Raw genomic sequence first — 22,155 nt, forward strand, 5'->3', positions numbered from 1 at the left:
CATCGCTCCTTACACCAGGCCTGCAAACGGCAGGAAGCTGACAACATCGCCCTGCGCGATCGGCTGGTTGGGCGGGTTGTCGATCAGGCCATCACCCCACACGGTGGAGGTCAGCACGCCCGAGCTTTGATTCGGGAACAGGTCCAGCCCACCGTTGGCGTTGATGCGCGCACGCAGGAACTCGTTGCGGCGATCGCCCTTGGGCAGCGCAAAGTCGGCGCGCATCGGGATGCGTTTCGTGGCCACATCGGCCACGCCCTGCAGGCGCAGGATGAACGGCCGCACGAACAGCAGGAAGGTGACGAAGCTCGACACCGGGTTGCCCGGCAGCCCAATGAAAAATGCGGTGGGGCCGCCCACCATGCCTTCGGGGCGGCGAACCTCGCCAAAGGCCAGCGGCTTGCCCGGCTTGATGGCGATCTGCCATAGGTTCAGGCGCCCTTCAGCTTCCACGGCGGGCTTGATGTGGTCTTCTTCGCCCACCGACACGCCCCCGGAGGTGATGATGAGGTCGTGCTCCTCGGCCGCTTCGCGCAGCGTGTCGCGCGTGGCCTGCAGCGTGTCGGGCACGATGCCGAAATCGGTGATGTCGCAGCCGAGGTTTTCCAGCAGCGCGCGCAGCGTAAAGCGATTGGAGTTGTAGATGGCGCCGGGCTTGAGCGGCTCGCCGGGCATGGCAAGCTCGTCGCCGGTGAAGAACACGGCCACGCGCGGACGACGCACCACGTGCAGGTTGGCGCAGCCGACCGAAGCCGCCAGGCCGAGTTGCTGCGGGCCAAGGCGCGTGCCGCGCGGCAGGATCTCGGCGCCGTCGGCGATGTCCTCGCCGGCGCGGCGGATCCATTCGCCGGATTCGGGTACGTGGTCAATGGTGACGGTGCCCGTGTCCGGGTCAGCCTTGCATTGCTCCTGCATGACCACCGCGTCGGCGCCTGGCGGGATCAGCGCGCCGGTAAAGATACGCGCCGCCTCGCCCGGATTCAGCCGTTGGCCGACGTGGCCCGCGGGAATGCGCTGCGCCACCTTCAGGCGGGCACCCGGCGCGGTGATGTCGGCGGCGCGCACGGCGTAACCGTCCATCTGCGTGTTGTCGGCGGGCGGCACGTTCAAGCTGCTGCGCACGGCCTGCGCGAGCACGCGCCCGTTGGCGTGCAACGTCGACACGGTTTCGGTCTCGTGCAAAGCGCGCACTGCGGCAAGCAGTTGCGACAGCGCCGCATCGAGCGTCAACAAGGACGGTTTGACGGCGGGAGCATCGTTGGCGGACATGCGGGAATGGGAAAGCGAAATCGAAAAGGAGATTTCGATTGTATCGGTTCCAGGCCAATGCCATGCATCAGCCCAGGCGTATCAAGCGAATGCGTCGGCCAGCGCGGCCCGCAGCGTCGGCACGATGTGCGCGTCAAACCACGGGTTGTGTTTGAACCAGGCCAGATTGCGCGGGCTCGGATGCGGCAGCGGGAGGAGCACACGGCCGTCGGCGTCCTGCACGGGGCCGTTGCGCACCACGTCGGTCAGCGACCAGTCGCGCGGCACGTCGAGGTAGTTGCGCTGGGCATACGTGCCCACCAGCAGCGCGAGTTTCACGTCGGGCATCGCCGTCAGCAGGGGCCGGTGCCATCTGGGTGCACATTCCGGGCGGGGCGGCAAGTCGCCATTCGCACCGGTGCCCGGGAAGCAAAAACCCATCGGCACCACGGCGATGCGCCGGTCGGCATAAAAATCGTCGTATGAGATCTGCAGCCACTGGCGCAGGCGGTCCCCAGAACGGTCGTTCCAGGGAATACCGGTTTCGTGGACGATGCGGCCGGGCGCCTGTCCGATGATCAGGACACGGGCGCGGCGGTCCGCCACGACCACCGGGCGAGGCTCGTGCGCCAATGCGCCCTTGCACTCGCGGCAGGCGCGGATGTCGTGCAGGCAGCGCGCGAACGCTGCTCCGGCCACGTCATCCGGCACTGCTTTCATCGCTTTAAAGACCGGTGTGCTGGGCGATATAGACCTTGATGCGGTCAGCGTCTGCCGGCATGACTTCGAAGCGCTGCGGCAGCGATTCGATATCGGCGTAGCCAGCCGGACGTTCCGGCTCGCGGTCCAGCGCTTCGCGAATGGTGTCGCCAAATTTGGCCGGCAGCGCCGTTTCCAGCACCACCATCGGCACGCCCGGCGTCAGGTTCTCGCGCGCCACTTTCACGCCATCGGCAGTGTGGGTGTCGATCATGGTGCCGTAGGTGGCAAACACATCGCGGATTGTATCGACGCGGTCTTCGTGCGAGCTGCGGCCCGAGACAAAGCCGAACTCGGCGATGCGGTCGAACTCCGGCTTGCCCGTCATCGAAAAGCCGCCCTTTTCGTCCACGTCGCGGAAGAGTTGCGCGAGGCGCGCCGGATCACGATCCAACAGGTCGAACACGAAGCGCTCGAAGTTCGACGCCTTGCTGATGTCCATGCTGGGGCTGGACGTGTGATACGTCTGGGCAGCCGAACGCACGCGGTACGTGCCGGTGCGGAAGAATTCGTCGAGCACGTCGTTCTCGTTGGTGGCCACAACCAGCTTGTCGATCGGCAAACCCATCATGCGTGCGATGTGGCCCGCGCAAACATTGCCGAAATTGCCCGACGGCACGCAGAACGACACCTTGTCGCCAATCTTGGGGGCAGCCAGCAGGTAGCCCTTGAAGTAGTAGACGACCTGGGCGACGACGCGCGCCCAGTTGATCGAGTTGACCGTGCCGATCTTCTGGCGTGCCTTGTATTCGAGATCGTTCGACACCGCCTTGACGATGTCCTGCGCGTCGTCGAACACGCCTTCGATGGCGATGTTGAAGATGTTCTTGTCTTGCAGGCTGAACATCTGCGCGGTCTGGAACGCGCTCATCTTGCGATGCGGGCTCAGCATGAATACACGCACGCCGCGCTTGCCGCGCATCGCGTATTCGGCTGCGCTGCCCGTGTCGCCGGAGGTGGCGCCGAGGATGTTCAGCTCGGCGTGTTCACGGTCGAGCGCGTATTCGAACAGGTTGCCCAGCAGCTGCATCGCCATGTCCTTGAAGGCCAGCGTCGGGCCGTTGGACAGGCACAGCAGCGACAGCGACGTGCCGCCCTCCTCGCCCAGCTTGTGCAGCGGCGTGATGTCGGCGGTATTGTCGCCGGCGCGCGCGTTGCTGTAGACCTCAGGCGTGTAGGTGCGGCGGGTCAGTGCGCGCAGGTCATCCTCGGGAATGTCGGTGGCGAACTTGCGCAGGATTTCGAACGCGAGGTCGGCGTACGGCAGGTCGCGCCAGCGGGTCAGTTCATCAACGCTGACTTGCGGGTATTGCTCAGGCAGGTACAGGCCACCGTCCGGCGCCAGGCCGCCCAGCAGGATGCGGGAGAAGCTTTGCGGCTCTGCGTGGCCGCGGGTCGATCGGTATTGCATGCTCATGTCCTGCGCTTAGTTCAGTTCTTCCATGCGGATGCGCGTGACCTTCGACAGCACGGTCGGCAACGCTTCGATGGCGGCGATGGCGGCGTTCACGCGTTTTTCCACCGTCACATGCGACAGCATGATGATGTCGGTCTGCGGCTCGCCTTCGCGCGATTCCTTCTGCAGCATCGCGTCGATGGAGATGCCGCCCTCGGCTAGGATGCGCGTGATGTCGGCCAGCACGCCGGTTTCATCCGCCACGCGCATGCGCAGGTAGTAACTCGAACGCACTTCGTCGATCGGCAGTACCGGCGTGTCGGACAGCGCGTCCGGCTGGAACGCCAGATGCGGCACGCGGTGCTCGGGGTCAGCCGTATGCAGGCGCGTCACGTCCACCAGATCGGCGACCACGGCCGAAGCGGTCGGCTCAGCACCGGCACCCTTGCCGTAGTACAGCGTCGGGCCCACGGCATCGCCGTTGACGACCACGGCATTCATCGCGCCTTCGACGTTGGCGATCAGGCGCTTGGTCGGCACCAGCGTCGGATGCACGCGCAGCTCGATGCCCGCCTCGACACGGCGCGTGATGCCCAGCAGCTTGATGCGGTAGCCCAGTTCTTCGGCGTAGCGGATGTCGACGGCTTCCAGCTTGGTGATGCCTTCCACATATGCGCGCTCGAACTGCACCGGCACGCCAAAGGCGATGGCGCTCATGAGCGTGAGCTTGTGCGCGGCGTCAAAACCTTCGATGTCGAACGTCGGATCGGCTTCAGCGTAGCCCAGGCGCTGGGCTTCCTTGAGCACCGTATCGAAATCCAGACCCTTGTCACGCATCTCGGACAGGATGAAATTCGTGGTGCCGTTGATGATGCCCGCGATCCACTCGATGCGGTTGGCCGTCAGACCTTCGCGCAGCGCCTTGATGATGGGGATGCCACCGGCCACGGCGGCTTCGAATGCCACCATCACGCCCTTGTCCTGCGCGGCCTTGAAGATTTCGTTGCCATGCACGGCCAGCAGCGCCTTGTTGGCGGTGACAACGTGCTTGCCGTTGGCGATGGCGCGCAGCACCAGCTCGCGCGTCAGGTCATAGCCGCCGATCAGCTCCACGACGATATCGATCTCGGGCGAATCCACAATCGCAAACGGGTCGTTCACCACCGGCACGGTCGCACCGGCCTCCTGCACGATGGCACGGGCCCGGTCGAGATTGCGCACGGCAATCATGGCGACTTCAATGCCGCGACCCGCGCGACGGCGGATTTCTTCCTGGTTCCGTTGCAGAACCTTGAGGGTACCGCCACCGACGGTACCGAGCCCGAGCAGGCCGATCTTGATGGGATTCATGAGACGTGTCGTAAAGAAACGAAAAAGCGAAAGGCAAAAAAACACAGGGCAGACACCTCGGTCTGCCCCGCAATTACTGATCTGGCGGAAGACCGATGTTATGCGGCCCGGATGCCAGTACCGTGACGCTGACGGTACCGCTCCAGGAAGCGCGAAATTCGGCCGATCGCTTCGCGAAGGTCGTCTTCGTGGGGCAGGAAGACGATGCGGAAGTGATCCGGCGAGTGCCAGTTGAAGCCTGTGCCCTGCACCAGCAGCACACGTTCTTCTTCCAGCAGTTGGCGGATGAAGGTCTGATCGTCTTCGATCGGGTACACCACCGGGTCCAGGCGCGGGAACATATACAGCGCAGCCTTGGGCTTCACGCAGGTCACGCCCGGAATCGCCGTGATCAGTTCGTGCGCAAGGTCGCGCTGACGGCGCATGCGGCCGCCCGGCGCCACCAGGTCCTTGATGCTCTGGTAGCCGCCCAGCGCGGTCTGGATCGCCCACTGGCCCGGCACGTTAGCGCACAGACGCATCGACGAGAGCATGTTCAGGCCTTCGATGTAATCCTTGGCCGGGCGCTTGTCGCCGGACACGACCATCCAGCCCGCGCGGTAACCGCACGAGCGGTAGCTCTTCGAGAGGCTGTTGAACGTCACCGTCAGCACGTCTTCCGACAGCGAACCGATCGCGGTGTGCTTGTTGTCGTCGAACAGAACCTTGTCGTACACCTCATCGGCGAAGATCACCAGGCCGTGCTCCCGCGCAATGGCGACGATGCCCAGCAGCAGCTCGTCTGAATACAATGCGCCGGTCGGGTTGTTCGGGTTGATGACGACGATGCCCTTGGTGTTGGGCGTGATCTTGGCGCGGATGTCGTCCAGGTCCGGCATCCAGCCGTTGGCTTCGTCGCACGTGTAGTGCACCGGCGTGCCGCCCGAGAGGCTGGTCACGGCGGTCCACAGCGGGTAGTCGGGAGCCGGCAGCAGCAGCTCGTCGCCGGCATCGAGCAGCGCGTTGGTGGCCAGCGAAATCAGCTCGGACGCGCCATTGCCCAGATAGATGTCGTCCAGCGTGACGTTCTTGATGCCCTGTTCCTGCGTGTAGTGCATCACCGCCTTGCGCGCCGCGAAGATGCCCTTGGAATCCGAATAGCCGGCCGAATTGGGCAGGTTACGGATCATGTCCAGCTGGATCTCTTCCGGGGCATCGAAACCGAATGGGGCAAGGTTGCCGATATTCAGCTTGATGATCTTGTGGCCGTCTTCTTCCATCTGCTTGGCCTTCTCGAGCACTGGGCCGCGAATGTCATAGCAGACGTTGTTGAGCTTGGCGGATTTCTGGATCGTTTTCACGGGCAAGGCGGCGATTGGCGACGTTGAACGGGCTTGAACTACGGGGCATTCTGTGGCGCAGCAAAGCGGCGACGGTAACGCCACACAGCGGCAGGCGCCGCTGCGCTTGTTCCTTGCCGGACATCGCTTATGGCGCGGCGGGCGAAGGAGAGAAAAAGATATAATTTAGCCCATTATGACAGACTTAGGCGCGCATTTTTGCAACGCAGCGAAAGCGGCCCGGAAGTCTGAAACCTAGCGCCTTTGTCCGCATGCTGCCTTGTGTGCCGCGGTCATCGCGCCCGATAGGATTCCCGCCTTGAAGCTCCATTCATCCGATTCGTCGACCATTCTCAATACCGTTACCGGCTATGGCGACGGCTATATCGAAATCAACAAGATGCGCTACGAGCACTCCGTGCTGGTAATGCCTGAAGGCGCCGTGGTGCCGTGGGATGTGTCGCGATTTGAAGACCTGACGTCCGAGCATTTCGCCCGCCTGCTCGAACTGGGCGCCGAAGTGGTGATCTTCGGAACTGGCAACAAGCTGCGCTTCCCGCACCCGCGGCTGACGGTGCCGCTCACCGAAAAGCGCATCGGCGTAGACGCCATGGACCTGCAGGCGGCCGGTCGCACGTACAACATCCTGATGCTGGAAGGCCGCAAGGTGGCCGCCGCCCTGCTGATCGAGCGTGCCTGACCGCATGCCGATCGACCGCACCGCTCAAGCGCCCTCCCTACCCTGGCGCAATGCCTCCCTGTGGCTGCTGGCTGCTGCGTTGCTCGCTGTCTGGCTCGGTACGCTGGGCTATCGGCACCTGATTCCCACCGACGAAGGCCGCTACGCCGAAATCGCGCGCGAGATGTTCGTCTCCGGCGACTGGGTAACCATCCGCTACAACGCCCTGAAGTATTTCGAAAAGCCGCCGCTGCAGATGTGGGGCACCGCACTCGCCTATACGCTGTTCGGCATCGGCGACTGGCAGGCGCGCCTGTTCACCGCGCTTTCCGGCATCGTCGGCATTGTGTTCACGATGCTGGCGGCGGCGCGCTGGTGGGGCAAGCGGACGGCGATCATCAGCGGGCTGGTGCTCGTGAGCGCGCCCCTGTGGAACGTCGGTTCGCACTTCAATTCGCTCGACATGGGCGTGGCCGGCTGCATGACGATGGCGCTGGGTGCGCTGCTGCTCGCCCAGCATCCGGATGCCACACGCGCTCAACAACGCGGCTGGATGTGGGCCTGCTGGGCGTCGATGGCGCTCGCGGTGCTGAGCAAGGGCCTGATCGGCGTGGTGCTGCCAGGCTTTGTGCTCGTGGTCTACACGCTGATCGCGCGCGACTGGGCCCTGTGGAAACGATTGCATCTTCTGACCGGACTGATCGTCTTCTTTGCCGTGGGCGCGCCGTGGTTTGTGTTGATCTCGATGCGCAACCCCGAATTCGCCTGGTTCTTCTTCGTGCACGAGCACTTCCAGCGCTTCACGTCGACCGTGCACAACCGCAACGCGCCGCTCTGGTATTTCGTTCCTCTGCTGGTCGCCGGTTTCCTGCCTTGGCTGGCACAATTGCCCGGCGCCGCGCGCCTAACCATGGCGCGCGCCGAAACCGCGAGTAACGGCTTCCGCCCGACGCTGGTGCTCGGCCTGTGGGCCGTCCTGATCTTCGCGTTTTTCAGCATTTCGGACTCGAAGCTGCCGGGTTACATCTTCCCGATCATTCCCGCGCTGGCGATTCTGGCGGCCTTGGTGCTCGAGCACACCAGCGAGCCCGCATGGCGCTGGCAACTCAAGGCCTTCCTGGCGCTGGCACTGGTTGGCCTTGCGGCCAGCGGTTACGTGGCAACCATGTCGTCGGAGATGTACCCGAACGCAGTGTTTTCTAGGTTTGCGATGTTCCTGGTTGTGGCGTTCGTGGCGGGAGCCGGGTTGACGTGGCTCGCGCTTCGCCTGGCGGACAGGCGCTTTGAAAGCGTGGCTGCATTTGCGTGCGCTTGGTTCCTTACCTTTACAGCGGCGATGCTCGGTCACGAGGCATTTGGGCGCTCCATGTCGGGTATCGATCTCGTACCGGCCGTCAAGGCGTGGCTCAAGCCAGACGTTCCGTTCTATGCGGTGGAGCGTCTGGACCATACAATGCCGTTTTACCTCGGCAGGGCCATCATCATGGTGCAGGAACCCGACGAATTGGCCTTTGGCGTCGAACAGGAGCCGGCCAAATGGGTTCCGACCACCGAAGCGTTCGTGGCCCGCTGGAAAGCCGGCGGCCAAGCTGTCGCCATGATGGGACCGGGCACCTATGACCGGCTGACAGCCCAGAGCGTACCGATGATCGTGATCGCCCGCGATGCCCGCCGCGTGATTGTCCGGCGCAACTAGGTTTTACCGCCACGGATTCTCGAAAGGGGCGCGCAAGCGGAATTGTCGTAACATGCGCCCCGACGGCGGGATTGAGAACATCCGCACGGGGAAACCGCCGCAGTCTGCAAAACATCAAAAGAACACATGAATCTGGTCACTTTCGGGCTGATCCTGACAGGCGTCATGCTCAATGCCTGCGCTCAACTGCTACTCAAGGCGGGCGTCAACAATATCGGCCGCTTTGCGTTTTCGGCCGACAACATCCTGCCGATCGGCATCAAGCTTGCAACGCAGTGGCCCATCGTTGGCGGCCTGTCGTGCTACGTCATCTCGGTGGTGGTGTGGATTCTCGGGCTGTCGCGCGTGGATGTGACCATCGCGTATCCGATGCTCTCGCTGGGCTACGTAGTCAACGCCTTCCTGGCGTGGTATCTGTTTGGCGAAGTGCTGTCGGTGCAGCGCCTGATCGGCATCGCAATCATCCTCGTCGGCGTGCTTGTGCTGGCTCGCTCGTGAGCCGATCTGCGCGCGCCCAGTACCCAACCCTATTCAAGTCATGACGCAAACCACCGCCACTGCCGAGCTGCCGTTCCTGCCCTTTGTACGCCCGACCATTGACGAGGCGACCATCGCCGCCGTGGCCGATGTGCTGCGCTCGGGCTGGATCACCTCGGGCCCCAAGGTTGCCGCATTCGAAGCCGCGCTGTCGGAATACTTCGGCGGCCGCATCGTGCGCACATTCGCCAATGGCACGGCCACGATGGAAGTCGCGCTGCGCATCGCGGGCATCGGCCCCGGCGACGAGGTGATTACCACGCCGATCTCGTGGGTCGCCACGTCCAACGTGGTGCTGACGGTCGGTGCCAAGCCCGTCTTCGTCGACATCGACCCCGTGACGCGCAACATCGACTTGGACAAGGTCGAGGCCGCCATCACGCCGCGTACCAAGGCGATCATTCCGGTGTATCTGTCTGGGCTGCCCGTGGATATGGATCGTCTGTACGACATCGCGCGCCGCCATAAGCTGCGCGTGGTGGAAGACGCTGCACAGGCCATTGGTTCGCGCTGGGGCGACAAGCGCATCGGACAGATCGGCGACCTGGTCAGCTTCAGCTTCCAGGCCAACAAGAACATCACCACCATCGAAGGCGGTGCGCTGGTGCTCAACACGCACGAAGAAGCCGTGCTGGCCGAAAAATATCGCCTGCAAGGCGTCGTGCGCACCGGCTTTGACGGCATGGAAGTCGATCTGGTGGGCGGCAAGTTCAACCTGACGGACGTGAATGCCGCCATCGGCCTGGGCCAGTTCGCTCAGTTGGAAGCCGTCACTGCACGCCGCGCAGCGCTAGCCCGCCGCTACTTTGCCGGCATGCGCGCAGCCGACATCGAGTCGTTCGGCGTCGAGCTGCCGGTGGAGAACTTTACGAATACCAACTGGCACATGTTCCAGATCGTGCTGCCGCTGGATCGCCTGAAGGTCGATCGCGCCGGGTTCATGGCTGGCCTGAAGACGCTGGGCATCGGCGCGGGCGTGCACTATCCGCCGATCCACCTGTTCAAGCTCTATCGCGAACTCGGCTGGAAGCCGGGCATGTTCCCGGTGGCCGAACGCATTGGCCGTGCCATCGTTACGCTGCCGATGTTTGCCGGCATGGAAGATTCCGATGTGGATCGCGTGGTCAGCGCGGTCCGCCAACTTTGCGCCCAGTACCAATAATCCAATAATGAAGACACCCGCTCTCTCGGTCGTCATTCCTGTTTACAACGAAGAAGACGGGCTCGCCGCGCTGTTTGCGCGCTTGTATCCCGCACTCGATGCACTCGGCATTTCGTACGAAGTCGTGTTCGTCAACGACGGCAGCCGCGACCGCTCCGCCGCCATGCTGGCCGAACAGTTCCGCGCGCGCCCGGACAGCACGCGCGTCGTGCTGTTCAACGGCAACTATGGCCAGCACATGGCCATCCTGGCCGGCTTCGAACATGCGCGCGGCGAACGCGTCGTCACGCTCGATGCCGACCTGCAGAACCCGCCGGAGGAAATCGGCCGCCTGGTGGAAAAGCTCGACGAAGGCTACGACTACGTCGGTACCATCCGGCGCGTGCGCCAGGACAGCTGGTTCCGCCGCACCGCGTCGCGTGCGATGAACTCGCTTCGCGAGCGCATCACGCACATCAAGATGACCGACCAGGGCTGCATGCTGCGCGCCTACAACCGCACCATCGTCGACACCATCAACCGCTGCCGCGAAGTCAACACCTTCATCCCGGCGCTGGCCTACACCTTCAGCAAGAACCCCACCGAAATCGAAGTCGACCACGAAGAGCGCTTCGCGGGCGAGTCGAAGTACTCGCTGTACAAGCTCGTACGCTTGAATTTCGACCTGGTGACGGGCTTCTCGGTGGTACCGCTGCAATGGTTCTCGGCGATCGGGATGCTGCTGTCGTTCGCCTCGGCGGTCCTGTTCATCCTGCTGGTGGTACGGCGGTTCGTCCTGGGCGCTGAAGTCCAGGGCGTGTTCACGCTGTTCGCCATCACGTTCTTCCTGATGGGCGTACTGCTGTTTGGTATCGGCTTGCTGGGCGAATACATCGGCCGCATCTATCAACAGGTGCGTGAGCGCCCGCGCTATCTGGTGCAGGGCGTGCTGGAGGAAACCTCACATTTGCATGAAGCAGGCGCTGCCGATCTGAAGACGGGCTCGCAGCGAGGTGTTGCATGAGTTCCGACATCAAGCGGCGCGCCGTCGTTTTTGCGTATCACAACGTCGGGGTACGCTGCCTGCGCGTGCTGGCCGCCCGCGGCATCCAGGTCGAACTCGTTGTCACGCACGAAGACAATGCCACCGAGAACATCTGGTTCGGCAGCGTGCGCGCGACCGCACAAGAACTGGGTATCCCCTACATCACGCCAGACAATGCAAACGGTGAAGACCTGCACGCCCGGATCGCCGCCATTGCGCCGGACTTTATCTTTTCATTCTATTACCGGCACATGATCCCGATGCGCCTGTTGAGCCTTGCCAAATTCGGCGCGTTCAACATGCACGGTTCGCTGCTGCCCAAGTACCGTGGCCGCGTGCCCATCAACTGGGCGGTTCTGCACGGCGAGACCGAGACCGGCGCCACCCTGCACGAGATGGTCGAAAAGCCCGATGCCGGTTACATCGTCGACCAGACCATCGTGCCGATCCTGCCGGACGACACCTCGCACGAAGTGTTCGAGAAGGCCACGGTGGCGGCCGAGCAAACCCTGTGGCGTGCGCTTCCCGCGATGATTGCCGGGCACATTCCGCGGCACCCGAACGTGTTGGCCAACGGCAGCTATTTCGGCGGCCGCAAACCCGAAGACGGCCGGATCGACTGGTCCAAACCGGCCCAGCAGGTCTACAACCTGATCCGTGCCGTGGCGCCGCCCTACCCTGGCGCCTTTACGGACGCCAGCAGCGAGCGCTACGTTGTCGCTCGAGCCCGTCTGGCGCATCAAACCTTTACGAATTTGCCGCCGGGCCTGCACGTCGTGGATAATGCGATGTTCGGCGTGTGCGGCGATGGGGGAGCCATCGCCATTCACGAGCTCTGGCGCGTCGAGCCCCAAGCTGCCAGCGGAACGTCTGTCGTGACTGCGCAGCAGCTCGCCAGCCAGCTCGCCCTCTCCTGATCTTGAGTTTGCCTTCATGAAAAAAGTACTGATCCTCGGCGTCAACGGCTTCATCGGCCACCACCTGTCCAAGCGCATCCTGGAGACCACCGATTGGGAGGTCTATGGCATGGACATGCAGACCGAGCGTCTGGGCGACCTGGTCAACCACCCCCGCATGCATTTCTTCGAGGGTGACATCACCATCAACAAGGAGTGGGTCGAGTATCACGTGAAGAAGTGCGACGTGATCCTGCCGCTGGTGGCCATCGCCACGCCGTCGACCTACGTCAAAGACCCGCTGCGCGTGTTCGAACTGGACTTTGAAGCCAACCTGCCGATCGTTCGCTCGGCAGCCAAGTACGGCAAGCACCTGGTCTTCCCGTCGACCTCCGAGGTCTACGGCATGTGCAGCGATTCGGAATTCGATCCAGAAGCCTCGCCGCTGGTCTACGGCCCGATCAACAAGCCGCGCTGGATCTACGCATGCTCCAAGCAGTTGATGGACCGCGTGATCTGGGGTTACGGCATGGAAGGCCTGAACTTCACGCTGTTCCGTCCGTTCAACTGGATCGGCCCGGGCCTCGACTCGATCTACACCCCGAAGGAAGGTTCGTCGCGCGTTGTGACGCAATTCCTCGGTCACATCGTGCGCGGCGAGAACATCAAGCTCGTCGACGGCGGCAGCCAGAAACGCGCCTTCACGTATATCGATGACGGCATCGACGCACTGGTACGCATCATCGCCAACAAGGACGGCGTGGCCTCGGGCAAGATCTATAACATTGGCAACCCGTCAAACAACTACTCGGTGCGCGAGCTGGCCAACATGATGCTGGAACAAGCCGCCAAGATCGACGAGTACAAGGACACCGCCAAGCAGGTCCAACTGGTGGAAACGACCTCCGGCGCCTACTACGGCACCGGCTACCAGGACGTGCAGAACCGCGTGCCGAAGATCGCCAACACCATGGAAGACCTCGGCTGGAAGCCGACCACCGTGATGAAGGACGCGCTGGCGAACATCTTCGAAGCGTATCGCACGCACGTGGCTGAAGCCCGCAGCCTGGTCGAAGACGGCAACGGCAACAAGTAAAAGCCGCATCTCAGTCGCACCTTCCGCGCAGGTTCATGGCCCTCATCGTCCTCAAGATTGACGTCGACACCCTGCGCGGCACCCGCGAAGGCGTACCCAACCTCGCGCGCATGCTGCGCGAGCACGAAGCTGGCGCAACCTTCCTTTTCAGCCTCGGCCCGGATCACACCGGCTGGGCGCTGCGCCGGGCCTTCCGCCCCGGTTTCCTGAAAAAAGTCTCCCGCACGTCAGTCGTCGAGCATTACGGCTTTCGTACGCTGATGTACGGCGTGCTGCTGCCCGGACCAGACATCGGCCGCAAAGCCGCTGCCGAAATGCGCGCCATTGGCGAAGCAGGTTTCGAGACTGGCATCCACACGTGGGACCACGTTCTCTGGCAGGACAACGTGCGCCAGCGCGATGCCGGCTGGACCGCGCGCCAAATGACCGCGGCTCACGCGCGTTTCACCCAGGTATTCGGCAAGCCTCCCGTGACGCACGGCGCTGCGGGCTGGCAGATGAACGACCACGCCTTCCGCCAGATCGACAACTGGGGCATGGCCTACGCCTCCGACGGCCGGGGCACGCATCCGTACATCCCGAGCGTTGACGGCAAAGCGCTGAACCACGTGCAATTGCCGACCACGCTGCCTACGCTGGACGAACTGATTGGCGTGGAAGACATCACCCTCGACAACGTCGCCCGGCACATCCTGAAGATGACCGAGTCCGACCGCGACCAGGTATTTACCTTGCATGCAGAACTTGAAGGGCAGAAACTCGCCCCGATCTTCAGCGAGTTGCTGCGAGGCTGGCGCGCGCAAGGCCATCGGCTTGGGTCGATGGGCGATTACTACGCAACGCTCGATCGCAGTACCCTGCCCGTGCAGCCCGTCACGTGGGGCGAAGTTGCCGGCCGCAGCGGCAGCCTGATCGTTCAACCGGCCTGATCCTCACGATCTCCAGTCGGGCGGCAGGCGCAGCGCCTGAGCATTGCCCGTCCACGAGCTTTCCGTCTCTTCCCCGCGGTTTTCCGGAACACACCATGCCTGTCACGCTCGACCAGCCTCTTCCCGATTTCTCCGCACCGGCCACCAGTGGCATCACGTTCTCGCCGGCGTCACAGCGCGGCAAGATCGTCGTGCTGTATTTCTATCCGAAGGACAACACCCCCGGCTGCACCACCGAGGCGATGAACTTCCGTGACCAGTACGACGCCTTTGAAGCCGCCGGCGCCGTGGTGTTCGGCATCTCGCGCGACAGCCTGAAATCGCACGAAAACTTCAAGGCGAAACTGGAGATGCCGTTCGAGCTGATTTCCGACGCCGACGAAGCCGTCTGCAACATCTTTGACACGATCAAGATGAAGAAGATGTACGGCAAGGACGTGCGCGGCATCGAGCGCAGCACATTCCTGATCGACAACAAGGGCGTGCTGCGCAGGGAATGGCGTGGCGTGAAAGTGCCCAACCATGTGGATGATGTTCTGACGGCGGTACGCGCGCTGTAACAGCAAGGTAGCCACCCGTCGGAAAAGCGCCCGTACGGCTTCTGGCGTTTGCTTTTCCGTCGATTTCGCATCGTCCGTCGTGATCAGTTTGCGCCGCACCACACGTCACATGTGACAGATTGCAAATCACAAAAGCTTCCGATACAGTCGGAACCGATGAGTACGAAATCCGGATGCCATTCCGATAGCCCACGACGGTACCGGCGGCCAAGTTGGCCTGATACCGCTTCTGCGTTTTTCCCGGCAAGCAGGCTGGGCAGAACGTCCGAATCGTGCAGCTTGTCGTGGCGTTCATCCAGGCCGCCTCACCTCTCGCAGGTCATGGCGGCTTTTTTGTGGCCGTCGTCTGCGCGTCAAACGTCGCGACGCGCCCATCCGTTTTCCCGCGTTTTCCGCCAGCACCGCCTCGCCACGTGCGCGGGCGGTGTTTCGTCGTTGTTCCACCCAGAGAGGTAATCGAAGCATGCCGCTGCCGACCATGCCCACCCAGCCAGCCCAATTGCTTGACCCGGCTGAATTCAAGCCTTTCGGCAAAGCCGGAAAGCCGAAGGCGGGTCAGGAACCTCGAAAACCGGTGCCAGCGCTCGAGCGCGAGGCGTTATCAGAAACCGGCCGTGCGCAACCTAAACGCAATGCAGCCAGCCCGGCCCGCGCCCGCTCGGGCGAAGCTTCCCCCATGGCGAAAGAGGGCCCACGCGAACACGCCGGCATCGTCGCCAAGGCGGTTGACAAGGTGAGCGCAGCCGGCAAATCGACCGAAACCGCTGCCCGCCGCCGCGCTCGCCGCGATGAGGGCCCGACCAAGCTGTTCGTGCTCGACACCAACGTGCTGATGCACGATCCGACATCGCTCTTCCGTTTTGAAGAGCACGACGTCTATCTGCCGATGATGACGTTGGAAGAGCTGGACAACCACAAGAAGGGCATGAGCGAAGTCGCGCGCAATGCCCGTACGGTCAGTCGCACGCTCGACCAGCTTGTGGCGGGCACCGATGGCGTCATGGACGACGGCCTGCCGCTCGCCAAGCTCGGCAACCGCGATGCGCAGGGGCGCCTGTTCTTCCAGACGCGTCTGAATGACATCAAGCTGCCCGACGGTCTGCCGCAGGGCAAGGCCGACAATCAGATCCTGGGCGTGGTGGCCGCGTTGCAGCAGCAACGTCCGGATCGATCCGTCGTGCTGGTGTCCAAGGACATCAACATGCGGATCAAGGCGCGCGCCCTCGGCCTGCCGGCGGAGGACTACTTCAACGACCGCGTGCTGGAAGACACCGACCTGCTCTACAGCGGCATCATGGCCCTGCCGGCGGACTTCTGGCAGAAGCACGGCAAAAACATCGAGAGCTGGCAGGACCCCAAGACGGGTACGACGTTCTACCGCTTGTCCGGCCCGCTGGTGCCATCGTTCCTGGTCAACCAGTTTGTCTTCCTTGAACCGAATGACGGCAGTCTGCCGCTGTATGCGCAAGTCAAGGAGCTGAACGGCAAAACCGCCGTGCTGCAGACGCTCAAGGACTACACGCACCAGAAGAACAACGTCTGGGGCGTGACCGCGCGCAACCGTGAGCAGAACTTCGCGCTGAACCTGCTGATGCATCCGGAAGTCGACTTCGTTTCGCTGCTTGGCCAGGCTGGTACGGGCAAGACGCTGCTGGCACTGGCGGCAGGCCTGGAGCAGGTGCTGGATCAGAAGCTCTACAACGAGATCATCATCACGCGCGCCACGGTGCCTGTGGGTGAAGACATCGGCTTCCTGCCCGGCACGGAAGAAGAAAAGATGCAGCCGTGGATGGGCGCCTTCGACGACAACCTCGAGGTCCTGCAAAAGTCCGACGACAATGCCGGCGAGTGGGGCCGTGCCGCCACGCAGGAGTTGATCCGCTCGCGCATCAAGGTCAAGAGCATGAACTTCATGCGCGGCCGCACCTTCGTCAACAAGTTCCTGATCATCGACGAGGCGCAAAACCTGACGCCCAAGCAGATGAAGACGCTGGTCACGCGCGCGGGCCCCGGCACCAAGATCGTCTGCCTGGGGAACATCGCGCAGATCGACACGCCCTATCTGACGGAAGGCTCGTCGGGCCTGACTTACGTGGTGGATCGCTTCAAGGGATGGAGCCACAGCGGGCATATCACGCTGGCGCGCGGTGAGCGTTCGCGACTCGCAGATCACGCCTCAGACGTGCTTTAGAAATCACATCGCGGCAACGTCATCAGCCGCAAACCGTTGTGCCATCGGGCCTCGCGATTGCGTGGCCTTTTTTTTGCTGCATCTTCGGCACCTCTCTTTTCTTCCCTGATGGAGGCCAATGATGCCCATGCAGCAAAACCTGCAGACCCGATCGCGCTTGACCCTGACGTCGGCCGCGCTGGCGATGATGCTGTCCGCCGGCGCGTCCATTGCGCTCGCCGACAACCTCACGCCAAAGACCGCCGGCCAGATCAGCTACGTCTGCGGCGGCGTTGCGCAGGACGAGCAGCAGGCGCTGAACAGTGAAGCCCGCAACTACAACCTCTCTCTGCTGTTTACGCAAGGCGCGCGCGGCGAGTATCTGGCCGACGTCGACGTCCAGCTCACGCGACACGGCAAGGAGGTCGCAAGCTTCCGCGCCGACGGCCCGCGCTGTCTGATCAAGGCACCGCCGGCCAGCTACAACGTCATCGCCACATACCAAGGCACCACCAAGCGGGCGACGGTGCAGACGGGCAGCACGCGCAACGTCCAACTACGCTGGTAAACCTGCCCGCAAAGCGCGACGCCATCAGGGCAAAATTCGCAGACCCGCGCCCTGCTTGGCGTTGCGCCTCGCCAACACGCAGTTTGGCTTTCTGACGCGGCGCGCATAGCATGCTCGCTATCCGGACTCTCCTGATGGCCAATGCTCACGCGGCACAGCTTTCCCCACGGCAACATGCGACTGGCAGGCGCCGCCCTGCTGGCGCTGGTGTGCCTGCTGTCCGCATGCTCCTCGACCCCGACCCGCTCCACCGCCTCGCGCGATACTGGCCTGCGCACGCGCGGCGCCCCGATCCAGGATCCGAGCGCCGGTCTGGAAGAAATCTCCATCGAAGCCATGGCGCTGGTCGGCACGCCCTACCGCTACGGCGGCAATACACCCGACAGCGGCTTCGATTGCAGCGGGCTCGTGCGCTACGTCGTGCAACGCGCTGCGTCTGTGAACCTGCCGCGTACCGCCGCCGAAATGGGCCGCCGCGGCACCTCACTGGATCGCCGCGATGTTGCATCGGGCGACCTCGTCTTCTTCAACACGACCGGCCAGCCGAACTCGCACGTGGGCATCTATGTCGGGCAGAACCGGTTTGTCCACGCACCGGCCACAGGCGGCACGGTGCGCCTTGAAGACATGACCAAGTCTTATTGGGCCAACCGCTACGGGGGCGCACGCCGTGTCGTGGCCGTGAGCAACCTGCCCGATGCACCGGCGCCGACCATCGCCCCCATCACGCCGGCGCCCGTCAGCCCTGCCAGCCCAATCGACGATGATCCGCTCGGTACCCTCGCCCGCACACGCGATGCTCAGGCCGACAGCCTGATGTCGACACGCGTGCCGGCGGCTGCGACGCCGCCTGCGGATGACGACCCCATCGCGCGCTTTGCCACGCAGTAGCGCATCGCTCGCCCCAATGCAAAACGCCCACCGGTTTGGTGGGCGTTTCGTTTTTGCGAAGTGAATCCGAGGCCGGCTTTGCTTACAGCACGTGTCGACCGATCCACCAGGCGATGGCCGCCATGAACGCCGACGCGGGAATCGTCAACACCCACGCCCAGACGATGTTGCCTGCCACCCCCCAGCGCACGGCAGAAGCTTTCTGCGCCGCGCCCACACCGACAATGGCGCCTGTGATGGTGTGCGTCGTCGACACTGGCACGCCCAACGCCGAAGCGAAGAACAGCGTCATGGCGCCACCGGTTTCCGCGCAGAAACCGCCGACCGGCTTGAGCTTGGTGATCTTCTGACCCATCGTGCGCACGATCCGCCAGCCACCCAGCAGCGTACCCAAGCCGATCGCCACATAGCAGCAGACGATGACCCAGATCGGCGGTTCGGTTGCCGTGGCCGACGCGTAGCCGCCCGCAATCAGCAGCATCCAGATGATGCCGATGGTCTTCTGCGCATCGTTGCCGCCATGGCCCAGGCTGTACAGCGAAGCGGAGAGCAGTTGCAAGCGCCGGAACCATCGGTCCACCTTGGATGGCGGCGTTCGGAAGAACAGCCAGGACACCGCCACCATCAAGAGCGAGCCGAGGATAAAACCCAGCAACGGCGAAATCAGGATGAACGCCACGGTCTTGAGCAAGCCACTGGCCACCAGCGAGCCCGTGCCGGACTTGGCCACAGCCGCGCCTACCAAGCCACCGATGAGCGCGTGCGACGAGCTGGACGGAATGCCGTAGTACCACGTGATGATGTTCCACGCGATGGCGCCGACCAACGCCCCGAAGATGACGTAATGATCGACGATGGACGGATCAATCGTGTCCCGTCCCACCGTGGTTGCCACCTTGAGGTGGAAGATGAAAATGGCGATCACGTTGCAGGCAGCGGCCATGGCCACTGCCTGCTGCGGCTTGAGCACGCCGGTCGACACCACCGTCGCAATGGAGTTGGCCGCGTCGTGAAAGCCATTCATGAAGTCGAACACAATGGCCAGCGCCACCAGCAGAACGACCACCCAGAGACTGATCTGAAGCGTATGCATGAGGCGTCGTCTCGTCAGGCGTTTTCGAGCACGATGCCTTCGATGATGTTGGCGACATCCTCGCAACGGTCGGTGATGCTCTCCAGTTGTTCGTAGATCGCCTTGAGCTTGATCAGCAGCTTGATGTCGTTCTCGGTGCGAAACAGCTTGGCCATGGCAGCGCGCATCACGCGATCGGCATCCGACTCAAGACGGTCGATTTCGTGGGCAATGGTGAGGATCTGGCGGCCGTTGTTCATGTCGCTGAGCAGCGCCACGGCCTTGCGGACTTCCTCGCAGCAAGCCACGCAGATGGTCGCGAGCTGGCGCGCCTCGTCCGTCACGTTGGTCACGTCGTACAACGAGATGGTGAGCGACACGTCTTCCATCAGGTCGAGGATGTCGTCCATCGTCGTGATCAACTTGTGGATCTCGTCGCGATCAAGCGGGGTGATGAAAGTCTTGTGCAGCAGTTCGATCGTGTCATGCGTGATGCGATCGGCCTTCTTTTCAAAATTCTGCACGTTGCGTGCATGCATTTCGGCATTGGGCAAATCGTTGACCAGCTCCTTCAGCGCGTGGGCCGCCTTGACGGCGCACTCGGCGTGCTGGTTGAAGTACTCAAAAAACTTGCCTTCGGTGGGCATGAAGCGACCGAACATGATGATCCTTGGGAACGGAAAAAAGCAGGAGTCGTAAAAACAACGCCGGACGGGATCACCGCCGGCGCTGTCATTAAAACGCAATATTTTACCGGAACCAGCCTCGCGACATGCGTGGCACGTTGTGGCAGGCCGACACGAATTACACGTTACGTGTCGTTGTCAAAGAAGGCATTGCCCCCGGTGAAGTTGTCGAACTTCGTGTATTCACCCAGGAACGTAAGGCGAACGGTCCCAATCGGGCCGTTACGCTGCTTACCAATGATGATTTCGGCCGTACCCTTGTCCGGAGAATCGGGGTTGTAGACCTGATCGCGATAGATGAACAGGATCACGTCGGCGTCCTGTTCGATAGCACCGGATTCGCGCAAGTCCGACATCACAGGACGCTTGTTCGGGCGCTGCTCCAAGCTTCGGTTCAACTGCGACAATGCGATCACGGGGCAGTTGAGTTCCTTCGCCAGACCCTTGAGCGATCGCGAGATTTCCGAAATTTCGGTCGCACGGTTCTCACCGCTGCCCGAGCCCGACATCAGCTGCAGGTAGTCGATGACGATCAGGCCGAGCTGTCCACACTGGCGTGCAAGCCGGCGCGAACGTGCACGCAACTCCATCGGGTTCAACGCAGGGGTTTCGTCGATGAAGAGCTGCGCGTCGTTCATCTTCTGGATGGCATGCGTCAGGCGCGGCCAATCCTCGTCGAGCAGTCGGCCGGTGCGCAGGCGGTGCTGATCCAATCGACCGACCGAACCCAGCATACGCATGGCGAGCTGCGTACCCGCCATTTCCATTGAGAACACAGCCACCGGCAGGCCCTGCTCCACCGCCACGTGTTCGCCGATGTTCAGGGAGAATGCCGTCTTACCCATCGATGGGCGACCGGCCACGATGATCAGGTCGCCGCCCTGCATACCGCTGGTCATGCGATCGAGGTCAACGAAACCCGTCGGCACACCGGTAATGTCGCTCTGGTTATCGCGGTGGTACAGCTCATCGATGCGCTCGACCACCTGCGTCAGCAGCGGCTGAATTTCCAGGAAGCCCTTCTGCCCACGCGAGCCCTCTTCGGCAATCGCGAACACCTTGGATTCGGCCTCGTCCAACAACTGGCGCACGTCGCGCCCCTGCGGGTTGAAGGCACCAGCGGAAATCTCGTCGGCGATCGTCACGAGTTGGCGCAGCACGCCGCGGTCGCGAACGATCTCCGCATAGCGACGGATATTGGCGGCGCTCGGCGTGTTTTGGGCCAGCGCGTTCAGGTACGCCAGGCCACCCACCTCTTCCGCCTTGCCAGCGGCCTGCAGTTGCTCGTACACCGTGATCACGTCAGCCGGCTTGGCCTGCGAGATCAACTTGCCGATATTGTGGAAGATCAGCCGGTGGTCGTAGCGGTAGAAATCGTGCTCGTTGATGAAATCGGCAATGCGATCCCAGGCGGCGTTATCCAACAGCAACCCGCCGAGCACCGACTGTTCGGCCTCGATGGAATGCGGGGGCACCTTGAGGGAATCGAGCTGGGGATCGGAGGGCGCGTTCATGGCGGGATTATAACGGCGCTGCTCAGTCTTCAATTTGAACCCCTGACACAAAGGACAACAAAAAAGGCAGAGACTTTCGTCCCTGCCTTCTTGACTCGCGCCGGCCGGCTGCCCAGGCGCCGCGAGGTGCAGCTTGCGTGCTTAGACTGCGTCGCCCTGCACCAACACCGTCACGTCGACTGCCACATCGGTGTGCAGCGACACGACGACCGGGTGATCGCCAACGGTCTTCAGCGGGCCATTCGGCATACGCACTTGCGCCTTCTCGACCTTGAAGCCTTGTGCAACCAGTGCGTCGGCGATGTCGTGATTGGTGACGGAGCCGAACAGACGGCCATCCACACCAGCCTTTTGCGACAGTTGCAGCGTCAGGCCGTTCAGCTTCTCGCCTTCGGCTTGTGCAGCTGCCAGCTTTTCAGCAGCCAGCTTTTCCAGCTCAGCACGACGGGCTTCGAATTCCTTGATGGCGGAATCCGTAGCGCGGCGAGCTTGCTTGTTCGGGATCAGGAAGTTACGAGCGTAACCGTCCTTCACGCGCACCACGTCGCCCAGGTTACCCAGGTTGACGACCTTCTCGAGCAGAATAATTTGCATTGTCAGTTC

At 62.7% G+C, this 22,155-nt stretch carries 21 protein-coding genes; 12 read left to right on the forward strand and 9 right to left on the reverse strand.

All coding sequences use genetic code 11. The features are described 5' to 3' along the window. Positions 1 to 9: 9 nt before the first annotated feature. The 5 genes from ACUXH0_RS14315 to ACUXH0_RS14335 all read right to left on the reverse strand — a co-directional run bounded on the left by ACUXH0_RS14315 (position 10) and on the right by ACUXH0_RS14335 (position 6,093). Positions 10 to 1,269, reverse strand: a complete 1,260-nt coding sequence (locus ACUXH0_RS14315; RefSeq protein WP_012435409.1) for a molybdopterin molybdotransferase MoeA — start codon at positions 1,267 to 1,269, stop codon at positions 10 to 12. A gap of 81 nt (positions 1,270 to 1,350) precedes the next feature. After that, a complete protein-coding gene (locus ACUXH0_RS14320; RefSeq protein ID WP_012435408.1) occupies positions 1,351 to 1,968 on the reverse strand; it encodes a uracil-DNA glycosylase family protein in 618 nt (205 codons plus the stop codon). A gap of 4 nt (positions 1,969 to 1,972) precedes the next feature. Beyond that, complete coding sequence (thrC, locus tag ACUXH0_RS14325) at positions 1,973 to 3,418, reverse strand: threonine synthase (RefSeq protein WP_004626529.1); 1,446 nt, start codon at positions 3,416 to 3,418, stop codon at positions 1,973 to 1,975. Positions 3,419 to 3,433: 15 nt separating this feature from the next. Next, positions 3,434 to 4,753, reverse strand: a complete 1,320-nt coding sequence (locus ACUXH0_RS14330; protein ID WP_004626528.1) for a homoserine dehydrogenase — start codon at positions 4,751 to 4,753, stop codon at positions 3,434 to 3,436. Positions 4,754 to 4,851: 98 nt separating this feature from the next. Then, positions 4,852 to 6,093 (reverse strand): pyridoxal phosphate-dependent aminotransferase, encoded by a 1,242-nt coding sequence (locus tag ACUXH0_RS14335; RefSeq protein ID WP_182594121.1) that lies wholly within the window; start codon positions 6,091 to 6,093, stop codon positions 4,852 to 4,854. A 298-nt stretch (positions 6,094 to 6,391) separates the two neighbouring features. Between ACUXH0_RS14335 and ACUXH0_RS14340 the strand changes: the two genes are divergently transcribed. The 12 genes from ACUXH0_RS14340 to ACUXH0_RS14395 all read left to right on the forward strand — a co-directional run bounded on the left by ACUXH0_RS14340 (position 6,392) and on the right by ACUXH0_RS14395 (position 18,280). Beyond that, a complete protein-coding gene (locus tag ACUXH0_RS14340; RefSeq protein WP_004626524.1) occupies positions 6,392 to 6,772 on the forward strand; it encodes an Mth938-like domain-containing protein in 381 nt (126 codons plus the stop codon). A gap of 4 nt (positions 6,773 to 6,776) precedes the next feature. Further along, positions 6,777 to 8,447, forward strand: coding sequence for a glycosyltransferase family 39 protein (locus ACUXH0_RS14345; protein WP_012435406.1), 1,671 nt, complete (start codon positions 6,777 to 6,779; stop codon positions 8,445 to 8,447). Between the two features lie 126 nt (positions 8,448 to 8,573). Further along, the gene (locus tag ACUXH0_RS14350) at positions 8,574 to 8,945 is read left to right on the forward strand and encodes an SMR family transporter (protein ID WP_012435405.1); all 372 of its coding nucleotides are present in this window, start codon (positions 8,574 to 8,576) and stop codon (positions 8,943 to 8,945) included. Positions 8,946 to 8,985: 40 nt separating this feature from the next. Beyond that, entirely contained in the window at positions 8,986 to 10,146 is a 1,161-nt protein-coding gene (locus tag ACUXH0_RS14355) for a DegT/DnrJ/EryC1/StrS family aminotransferase (protein WP_012435404.1), read from the forward strand. A 7-nt stretch (positions 10,147 to 10,153) separates the two neighbouring features. After that, a complete protein-coding gene (locus tag ACUXH0_RS14360) occupies positions 10,154 to 11,149 on the forward strand; it encodes a glycosyltransferase (RefSeq protein WP_004626514.1) in 996 nt (331 codons plus the stop codon). An 8-nt stretch (positions 11,150 to 11,157) separates the two neighbouring features. Further along, positions 11,158 to 12,087: a formyltransferase gene (locus ACUXH0_RS14365; protein ID WP_024541672.1), complete on the forward strand. Its 930-nt coding sequence runs from the start codon at positions 11,158 to 11,160 to the stop codon at positions 12,085 to 12,087. Between the two features lie 16 nt (positions 12,088 to 12,103). Continuing rightward, the gene (locus ACUXH0_RS14370) at positions 12,104 to 13,162 is read left to right on the forward strand and encodes a bifunctional UDP-4-keto-pentose/UDP-xylose synthase (protein WP_004626510.1); all 1,059 of its coding nucleotides are present in this window, start codon (positions 12,104 to 12,106) and stop codon (positions 13,160 to 13,162) included. Positions 13,163 to 13,197: 35 nt separating this feature from the next. Continuing rightward, positions 13,198 to 14,091, forward strand: a complete 894-nt coding sequence (locus ACUXH0_RS14375; protein ID WP_012435401.1) for a 4-deoxy-4-formamido-L-arabinose-phosphoundecaprenol deformylase — start codon at positions 13,198 to 13,200, stop codon at positions 14,089 to 14,091. A gap of 95 nt (positions 14,092 to 14,186) precedes the next feature. After that, positions 14,187 to 14,651, forward strand: a complete 465-nt coding sequence (locus tag ACUXH0_RS14380; protein WP_012435400.1) for a peroxiredoxin — start codon at positions 14,187 to 14,189, stop codon at positions 14,649 to 14,651. Positions 14,652 to 15,114: 463 nt separating this feature from the next. Beyond that, positions 15,115 to 16,842: a PhoH family protein gene (locus ACUXH0_RS14385; protein ID WP_004626505.1), complete on the forward strand. Its 1,728-nt coding sequence runs from the start codon at positions 15,115 to 15,117 to the stop codon at positions 16,840 to 16,842. Positions 16,843 to 16,963: 121 nt separating this feature from the next. Continuing rightward, positions 16,964 to 17,389 carry a hypothetical protein gene (locus ACUXH0_RS14390; protein WP_012435399.1) on the forward strand — a complete coding sequence of 142 codons (426 nt, stop codon included), beginning with the start codon at positions 16,964 to 16,966 and terminating at the stop codon, positions 17,387 to 17,389. 141 nt (positions 17,390 to 17,530) lie between these two features. After that, positions 17,531 to 18,280, forward strand: coding sequence for a C40 family peptidase (locus ACUXH0_RS14395; protein WP_012435398.1), 750 nt, complete (start codon positions 17,531 to 17,533; stop codon positions 18,278 to 18,280). An 82-nt stretch (positions 18,281 to 18,362) separates the two neighbouring features. Here ACUXH0_RS14395 and ACUXH0_RS14400 read toward each other — a convergent pair whose 3' ends face one another. The 4 genes from ACUXH0_RS14400 to rplI all read right to left on the reverse strand — a co-directional run bounded on the left by ACUXH0_RS14400 (position 18,363) and on the right by rplI (position 22,146). Beyond that, the gene (locus ACUXH0_RS14400) at positions 18,363 to 19,373 is read right to left on the reverse strand and encodes an inorganic phosphate transporter (RefSeq protein WP_004626498.1); all 1,011 of its coding nucleotides are present in this window, start codon (positions 19,371 to 19,373) and stop codon (positions 18,363 to 18,365) included. A 14-nt stretch (positions 19,374 to 19,387) separates the two neighbouring features. Next, positions 19,388 to 20,014 (reverse strand): DUF47 domain-containing protein, encoded by a 627-nt coding sequence (locus ACUXH0_RS14405; protein WP_004626497.1) that lies wholly within the window; start codon positions 20,012 to 20,014, stop codon positions 19,388 to 19,390. Positions 20,015 to 20,163: 149 nt separating this feature from the next. Beyond that, positions 20,164 to 21,552, reverse strand: a complete 1,389-nt coding sequence (locus tag ACUXH0_RS14410; RefSeq protein WP_012435397.1) for a replicative DNA helicase — start codon at positions 21,550 to 21,552, stop codon at positions 20,164 to 20,166. A 141-nt stretch (positions 21,553 to 21,693) separates the two neighbouring features. After that, positions 21,694 to 22,146: a 50S ribosomal protein L9 gene (gene rplI / locus ACUXH0_RS14415; protein WP_004626491.1), complete on the reverse strand. Its 453-nt coding sequence runs from the start codon at positions 22,144 to 22,146 to the stop codon at positions 21,694 to 21,696. Positions 22,147 to 22,155: the final 9 nt, after the last annotated feature.

Source organism: Ralstonia sp. 110700041-2, from assembly GCF_056280165.1.

Bases quoted from the DNA above. Each gene is read 5' to 3' on its own strand.
- ACUXH0_RS14315 (WP_012435409.1), bottom strand. From the start codon at position 1,269: ATGTCCGCCAACGATGCTCCCGCCGTCAAACCGTCCTTGTTGACGCTC.
- ACUXH0_RS14320 (WP_012435408.1), bottom strand. From the start codon at position 1,968: ATGAAAGCAGTGCCGGATGACGTGGCCGGAGCAGCGTTCGCGCGCTGC.
- thrC (WP_004626529.1), bottom strand. From the start codon at position 3,418: ATGCAATACCGATCGACCCGCGGCCACGCAGAGCCGCAAAGCTTCTCC.
- ACUXH0_RS14330 (WP_004626528.1), bottom strand. From the start codon at position 4,753: ATGAATCCCATCAAGATCGGCCTGCTCGGGCTCGGTACCGTCGGTGGC.
- ACUXH0_RS14345 (WP_012435406.1), top strand. From the start codon at position 6,777: ATGCCGATCGACCGCACCGCTCAAGCGCCCTCCCTACCCTGGCGCAAT.
- ACUXH0_RS14350 (WP_012435405.1), top strand. From the start codon at position 8,574: ATGAATCTGGTCACTTTCGGGCTGATCCTGACAGGCGTCATGCTCAAT.
- ACUXH0_RS14355 (WP_012435404.1), top strand. From the start codon at position 8,986: ATGACGCAAACCACCGCCACTGCCGAGCTGCCGTTCCTGCCCTTTGTA.
- ACUXH0_RS14360 (WP_004626514.1), top strand. From the start codon at position 10,154: ATGAAGACACCCGCTCTCTCGGTCGTCATTCCTGTTTACAACGAAGAA.
- ACUXH0_RS14370 (WP_004626510.1), top strand. From the start codon at position 12,104: ATGAAAAAAGTACTGATCCTCGGCGTCAACGGCTTCATCGGCCACCAC.
- ACUXH0_RS14375 (WP_012435401.1), top strand. From the start codon at position 13,198: ATGGCCCTCATCGTCCTCAAGATTGACGTCGACACCCTGCGCGGCACC.
- ACUXH0_RS14380 (WP_012435400.1), top strand. From the start codon at position 14,187: ATGCCTGTCACGCTCGACCAGCCTCTTCCCGATTTCTCCGCACCGGCC.
- ACUXH0_RS14385 (WP_004626505.1), top strand. From the start codon at position 15,115: ATGCCGCTGCCGACCATGCCCACCCAGCCAGCCCAATTGCTTGACCCG.
- ACUXH0_RS14390 (WP_012435399.1), top strand. From the start codon at position 16,964: ATGCCCATGCAGCAAAACCTGCAGACCCGATCGCGCTTGACCCTGACG.
- ACUXH0_RS14395 (WP_012435398.1), top strand. From the start codon at position 17,531: ATGCTCACGCGGCACAGCTTTCCCCACGGCAACATGCGACTGGCAGGC.
- ACUXH0_RS14400 (WP_004626498.1), bottom strand. From the start codon at position 19,373: ATGCATACGCTTCAGATCAGTCTCTGGGTGGTCGTTCTGCTGGTGGCG.
- ACUXH0_RS14405 (WP_004626497.1), bottom strand. From the start codon at position 20,014: ATGTTCGGTCGCTTCATGCCCACCGAAGGCAAGTTTTTTGAGTACTTC.
- ACUXH0_RS14410 (WP_012435397.1), bottom strand. From the start codon at position 21,552: ATGAACGCGCCCTCCGATCCCCAGCTCGATTCCCTCAAGGTGCCCCCG.
- rplI (WP_004626491.1), bottom strand. From the start codon at position 22,146: ATGCAAATTATTCTGCTCGAGAAGGTCGTCAACCTGGGTAACCTGGGC.